The sequence below is a fragment of the Delftia tsuruhatensis NBRC 16741 genome, assembly GCF_001571325.1.
GTDB classification, from domain to species: Bacteria; Pseudomonadota; Gammaproteobacteria; order Burkholderiales; family Burkholderiaceae_C; genus Comamonas; species Comamonas tsuruhatensis.
Genome location: NZ_BCTO01000101.1, coordinates 1 through 5,987 on the forward strand (window position 1 = coordinate 1; position 5,987 = coordinate 5,987).

The 5,987-nt window shown below is 63.9% G+C and carries 6 protein-coding genes and 1 pseudogene; all 7 read right to left on the minus strand.

What is annotated here, in order from left to right; translation table 11 throughout:
* Nucleotides 1-1,191 (minus strand): annotated as a pseudogene (locus DTS01S_RS29015) (hypothetical protein); the annotation flags it as partial.
* Nucleotides 1,192-1,225: 34 nt separating this feature from the next.
* A complete protein-coding gene (locus tag DTS01S_RS29020; protein ID WP_061290096.1) occupies nucleotides 1,226-1,564 on the minus strand; it encodes a hypothetical protein in 339 nt (112 codons plus the stop codon).
* The gene (locus DTS01S_RS30795) at nucleotides 1,561-2,898 is read right to left on the minus strand and encodes a WD40/YVTN/BNR-like repeat-containing protein (protein ID WP_139223919.1); all 1,338 of its coding nucleotides are present in this window, start codon (nucleotides 2,896-2,898) and stop codon (nucleotides 1,561-1,563) included. Before DTS01S_RS30795 ends, DTS01S_RS29020 begins: the two co-directional genes overlap by 4 nt.
* The gene (locus DTS01S_RS29025; RefSeq protein ID WP_061290099.1) at nucleotides 2,898-4,235 is read right to left on the minus strand and encodes a hypothetical protein; all 1,338 of its coding nucleotides are present in this window, start codon (nucleotides 4,233-4,235) and stop codon (nucleotides 2,898-2,900) included. Before DTS01S_RS29025 ends, DTS01S_RS30795 begins: the two co-directional genes overlap by 1 nt.
* Nucleotides 4,236-4,237: 2 nt before the next feature.
* Nucleotides 4,238-4,804, minus strand: coding sequence for a phage fiber-tail adaptor protein (locus DTS01S_RS31385; RefSeq protein ID WP_254788071.1), 567 nt, complete (start codon nucleotides 4,802-4,804; stop codon nucleotides 4,238-4,240).
* A gap of 484 nt (nucleotides 4,805-5,288) precedes the next feature.
* Entirely contained in the window at nucleotides 5,289-5,705 is a 417-nt protein-coding gene (locus tag DTS01S_RS29035) for a phage tail fiber protein (RefSeq protein WP_034398312.1), read from the minus strand.
* Nucleotides 5,706-5,774: 69 nt separating this feature from the next.
* A partial coding sequence (locus DTS01S_RS29040; protein WP_370671671.1) for a phage adaptor protein occupies nucleotides 5,775-5,987 on the minus strand: 213 nt, incomplete at its 5' end.

A 5,987-nucleotide genomic window follows, 5' to 3' on the forward strand; every position in this document is an offset into this window, starting at 1 on the left:
CGTGCTGCAGCGCTGCTGGATCTCGACCAGGCGCGCGTTGAAGCTGCCGGCTTGGGCCGAGGCATCCGACTTGCTGTCGGTGTAGGCATCCAGGGCCTTGTAGTACGCCTCAAGGTCACGCCGGTACTGCACCCAATCGGGGTGCTCGATGGCGTTGTTGTCGGAGTCGAAATGGTACTGGGCCACCTTGGGCTCGCTGGGCTTCGTCGGCGCCGTGCCCGCGCCGGCCCAAGACTTGCTCAGGGCCAGGTCCGCGAATTCCTTGAGCAGCTTGTCCAGCTCGCTGCGCCAGTTGGTGCATTTGCTGCCGGGTGCCACAGAGGCTTCCACCAGGTCGGCCAGTTTGCTGGCCTGGTCGGCCGTGAGCACGGTTTCACCGGAGCGCTCGCCGGCCGTGTCCGGAAACTCGTGCCGCTGCAGCGCCTCCACCAGCGCGGGCCGGCGGAAGGGATAGCTGTAGGGCATGGCCGCCACCGGCACGGCCCAGCCGCTGGCCGTGCTGATGGCGCCCAGCCGCGTGGTGTCCATCTCGCAGGCCTTGGCGCGCGCGGCCGACACCACGGCATAGAGATTCCCAGCCCACGCCCCCCCGCCAATGGCAGTGGACAGGGACAGCCCGTAGTTGGACGTGGCGCCGGCATAGGCCTTGCCGCTGGCATCCCAGCGGATGGCCTCCTGGTGGCCCTCGTGCTGGATCACCGTGGCCAGCAGGTCCGCGCGCACCAGCTCGGCGAAGTCGCCATACAGCCAGGTCTTGGCCTCCTCGGTCGTGAACTCGTCCACCACCTGCAGCGTGACCGTGGGCTTGACCGGGCGCACCACGCCCAGCAGCCGGTCGTTGCCGCGCACGTCCAGCGCACGCGGCGCAGCGCTGCCGTCGTTGGTGGTCTGGTAGGTGCGCTCGGTAGCCTCGTCGTTGATCTGGCCCTTGACCAGGGACAGCTCCTGCACCCAGGAGCGGATGGGCGCGGCCGGGTTCTGCTGCACGGCGCCGCTGGCATCTCGCGCGAAGCGGTGCAGCGTGCGCGTGCCAGCCAGGCACGCCGAGTGGCGGCGGTCGGTGGCCAGCGGCCAGAACTCGGAGCTGGGCAGGAAGAGATTGAAGTGCTCCCGGGCGAAGTTCGCGCCCAGCGCGCGATCGGACACGCTGGGCGCCTCGCCCGGGAATGCGGACAGCTTGTAGGTGGTCATGGCCTGCTACCGTGGCAGGCTTGGCACCAGCGTCCTACGTGGTCAGGGATGGCACCTGGCCGGCCAGGATCTGCGCCGCGCGCACCTCGCTGTCCAGCAGACCGTAGGCGCCCATCATGTTGATGAAGGTGACGGTGCGAGGATCGCCCAAATCCACACTGGTGCTGTCGCGGTAGGTGGCAATCCCCGTGCGCACGTCGGCGCGCTGGTCGATGGAAAGCGCGTTGATCTTGGGATTGAAGGTCGCGAATTCCTGCACATCGAAGTTGTCCAGGATGCGCTGTTCACTCAAGGTCAGCAAGGCGCGAAACTGACCTGGCGTCAGTTCCGGTTGTGGATGCGGGACGATGAAAAAATCAGACGAATTCATCATGCCACCCTCAAAAACATGGAGGTATCGGTTGAAGGCTTGTTTGGGTAGGGCAGCCCGACATAAGAGACAGCACGAAAAACGTCCCGTGTTCCATGGGAATAAATAATAACCAAATCTCTATTCACCTTGATTCCTGCCCCCATATATACTGTTCCAGAGGAAAATGCGGCAAGCTCAATTTTTCCGCCCAAGGGACGTTGCGTAAAATAACAATTGGAGGCAACGCCCCCCCCCGATCTTCCGTAGGCATCAAGGCAATAATTTCGGTTGGGTTTCAGCATTGCGCCCCAACTACCCCAAGAAACGACTTCGCCCACGGGGCCAGTAGGATAGTAGCCCTCCCCTGGGGTGCTCGATGTTGCTGGAATCCATGAAGCAACCAGCTTCATATCGGCATCATACAGGCGAACGTCCATGCTGTAGGAATAAGTCCCACCAGCATAATAAACGTTATTACCATAGACCAACCACAATTGCTGCTGTTCATCCCATGCCATGGTCATTGCCGGATGTACACAAATCACGTAAGGCTGCGAAAATGCACCCAGATTTGTATCGAACTGATAGACGTAGGTGTAGGTGTTGTTTCCATTTGCATAGGAGCCTACGCCAGCCATGTTAAAAATAACAAAAAGACTTCTACCATTTCCGGCAACTCCACACAGCGAATAGCTCGCGCTATTGGCACCGGTTGCCGGCAAGCTGACAGCAGTCAGTGTGGTTCCTGTAGAAGTGAGGCGGTAAAGATGGTTATTATTGGCTGCTGCCATATTAAGCGACAGATTCAAACGTGAAGCCCAGAATTCCCCATTGACATAATCGAGTCTGCAGGCATATGAGGTGCCCCCCGGTAAGGCCGCTTGTGCGGGAGTGAGTGTTCCAGCCCACGATGTAAAATTGTCCGTGGAACGGATAATTGTCCCATCTCGCGCCATTGCCAACCATATCCCATTGCCATCTGTAGCGATAGACCAAGAATATCCGGAAGCACTGGCAAGCTTTCTGCGCGAAATCCAGTTGTCTCCCGCATCTGTGGAAACAAATACGGTACTGTCGTAAGCCACTGCAACCACCGTATTTTTCCCGTCGGTTGCCATGTCACTTATGGGAGCGTTCGGGGGCTGGCTGGATTTTGCCGCCATATGCCCGACAGGTTTAAGGAAGTCCGGAATTTTTGGAAATATCGCAGACCTCGCTAGCGTCCCAGCGCGCAAATAAGTTTTGCCCTGTGCCCTTTGTATCCCATAGGGATCTGACACGTCGGGTAAAAGGTTGACGCTGCCAATGGGTGGCAGGCTATTGACTCCCAGCAAATCGCTCAAACTCTGATTCATTATTCCATCTCCCATCGGCCAATCTGCACACAACGAAAACTCAACTCACCGGGCAAATTAAAATCGGCATCCAGGCCGACATTCATCCCCATCAGCAAATCGGCGCCTTGCGGATTGATCGTCAGTGTGTTGATCCCAAAACTCTTGCCGTGGTCCCGCACCCCAAAACGCAGGTCCACGGCCGACGCTGCAGGCGCAAGCAGCGTCACCGGGCCTGCCGCCGTGTTGACGCGCGTGATCTGGCCCACGGGCAAGGCCGCGCCGTTGTTCGTGGGCGTGAGCACGGCCGTGTTCGAGGACAGACCCGCGCCATCGGCAGCCGGGCCGAGGCGCCGCCATTTGCTGCCGCTGCCGTCATCAAACCAGGCGTATTCAATCCAGGCGCGGCTGTCCGAGGTGTTGACCCAGGTGTCACCCGGCGAACCACCGGCCGGCTCCGCGTTGGAGAAGGTCCGCAGCTTGAGCCGACCATCGAGCGCTCCCTGCAGGCCCGCCACCGTGCTGATGGCCTGCGTGCCTGTGTGCGTGCTTCGGTCGCGCAGTTGGGCGTCCGTGGCGTTCTTGGTGGCCTGCGCGGCCACGCCGTCCAGCTTTGCCTTGTGCTCGGCCGTAAAGTCCTCAGCAGAAAGGCCTTTGCCCGCCACCTTATCCACCTTGTTGGCCAGGGCCGCCTGCTGCGCGGTGCTCACGGGCTTGTCCGCGTCGGCCGTGTTGTCCACGTTGGGCAGCCCCACCATGGCCTTGCTGATGCCCGACACCGTGCCCGTGAACGTGGGGTTCTCCTTGGGCGCACGCGCATCGAGGGCCGCCTGCAGGCCCATGATGGTGCTGATTGCCTGGGCGCCGGTATGCGTGGTCCGGTCGCGCAGCTGCACGTCCGTGGCGTTCCTGGTGGCCTGGGCGGCGATGCCCTCCAGCTTGGCCTTCTCGGCGTTGGTGAAGTCATTGGTGCTCAGGCCCTTGCCGTCTTCGCGGTCCACCTTCACGCCCATGCCGCCGGCGGTCAAGCGCAGCTCCAGCAGATCGCCGGCCACATAGGCGCGCGGCGCCGTGCCTTCCTGGCCGCGCAAGACTGTGAGCCGGCATTCACCGATGACCGAGTTGTCCACGGCCGTGATGTGCAGGACCTCGTAGTCCGACTCCAGCGAACCGCTGCGCTTGTAGGCTGTGAGCACATACCAGGAGCCCGGCTCCGGGTTGCGCAGTACGCCGGCCGCGCCATCGGACACGCGCAGCACGCCATAGTCCAGCTCGGTGGCCGGGGCGCCTGTCTGCGGCGCCGAGCGCACGTCAGCAATGAACTGCGTCTGGAAGTTGTTGAGGAACAGCTGCGGCATTTCTATTTTTCCTTGATGGGCACGATCAGTTCCACCTCCTTGGTGCGGCCGTCGTTGGTCGTGGCGGCCACGCTGATCTGGTACTTCTGGCCATCGGCGCCGCCCGCGTAGATCCAGACCTTCACGCGCTGGCCCACGAAGGCATAGGACGGCGGCATGGGCATGGCCGGCCGCACCTTGAGTTCGACGGAAACAATCTCGTCGCCTGGCGGAAACCAGTCAGCAAACTCGATGTCGTAGTCCTGCGTGTCTGCAGGCTGCATGGGGGACGCACGGAACATGCTCTGCCCTTGGTCGGTAACGTAGAAGGTGGTCATTCCTGCGGGCACGAGGAAGGTTCGGGATTCGGGCGCTGCCTCATCGAAGGGCAGGCGCCTGTGCACGGCCGGGTCGATGTCGATAAAGGCCACGCCCTGGGCCGCGAGCGGCGCGCGCACCAGGCGGTGCGGATCGACGGCGCCGCGCGCCAGGCCCTGGGTCAGCACAGCCAGCCGCGCCTCGACGCGGCCCTGGGTCACGATGAAGGCCTGGCCCTTGCCGTCCACGGGCGAGCGCAGCCAGCGGCGCACGTAGATCTGCCCATCCGCCTTGCCGCGCGCCGCCGGCGCCGACTGGACAGGGCCACGACGCAGCAGGTGCGTCTGGGGGGGCGAACTGTGCCTGTGTGACGGCCGCCACGGGAGTGCGTGCCAGCACATGGGCATTGACGGTGGCCCGGGCCGTGGCCTTGGCCACCACGCGCCCGTAGACCGGCGGCAGCGTGACCTTGAGGACCGCGCGGCCGGTGGCGGCCAGCAGGCTGCGGACGTGAATCCGGCCCAGCACGCCCTCCACGGCCGCCCGCGCCACGGAGTCCGCCGAGAGCTTGGCGTGCACACGGCCCAGCGGGCCTGTCAGTGCAGCAGCGGGGGCCGAGTGCACCACGGCATAGGCGAGCACGCGCCCGCCCACTCGGACGCGGGCATAGCCCTTGGCGTCCACGCGGATGCGCACCACGGGGTCGGCGGACCGGCCGTTGAGTGCGAACCCGTTGAGAGCGCCCCGGTTCATGGCTTACAGCAGCTGCAGCGTGAAATCGCCCGTCAGCGCCTGGCTGTCCACCACGAACACGTCGTTGATCTGCAGCGTGCGCGGCGACGGCAGCGGCTCGGAATACATGAGCGTGGCCGTGCCATCGGTGGCCGAGTCACCTTCCATGATTCCGATGTGCGTGACCGTGACCTGGGCGCCTGTGACGGGCGGGAACTCCGCGCGCACGGCGTTGTAGGTGGCGCCGTTGTTGGGCGCGGCAAAGGCGCCCGTGGCCACGCGCTGATACCACGGTGCGGCCACCTCGGTGCCGGCGGTGAAGGCGTCGGTAGGGTCGGCCGTGAACAGGGCGAAGTAGGCGTTGCGGATGGCCGGGAAGGCCTGCTTGCGCAGCGTGGCGCTGATGATCGCGTTGGCGAGGGATGTGCTGAAACCAGCCATGACGGCTCCTATGGCTTCGAGCACTCCAGCGCCCCGATTGAAGATGCCCGCCAGGATGGCAGGCTTGGTTCACTTCTGGGCCACGGCCGTGGTGGCCGCAGCCTGGGCCTGAATGCCCAGCGCCTCGTTGTAGAGGGCGCGGTGCGCCGCCGCGATGGTGGCGTTGCCGCCGAACTCGGCGTCGATGGACCAGGCACGGAACAGCACGAAGTGCCGCAGCGCGTCCATCCAGCGCTCGGGCACGCTGGGAGTCCCGTTCTCGTCGGCCAGGTCCACGGCCGT

Bases quoted from the DNA above. Each gene is read 5' to 3' on its own strand.
- DTS01S_RS29020 (WP_061290096.1), bottom strand. From the start codon at position 1,564: ATGATGAATTCGTCTGATTTTTTCATCGTCCCGCATCCACAACCGGAA.
- DTS01S_RS30795 (WP_139223919.1), bottom strand. From the start codon at position 2,898: ATGAATCAGAGTTTGAGCGATTTGCTGGGAGTCAATAGCCTGCCACCC.
- DTS01S_RS29025 (WP_061290099.1), bottom strand. From the start codon at position 4,235: ATGCCGCAGCTGTTCCTCAACAACTTCCAGACGCAGTTCATTGCTGAC.
- DTS01S_RS29035 (WP_034398312.1), bottom strand. From the start codon at position 5,705: ATGGCTGGTTTCAGCACATCCCTCGCCAACGCGATCATCAGCGCCACG.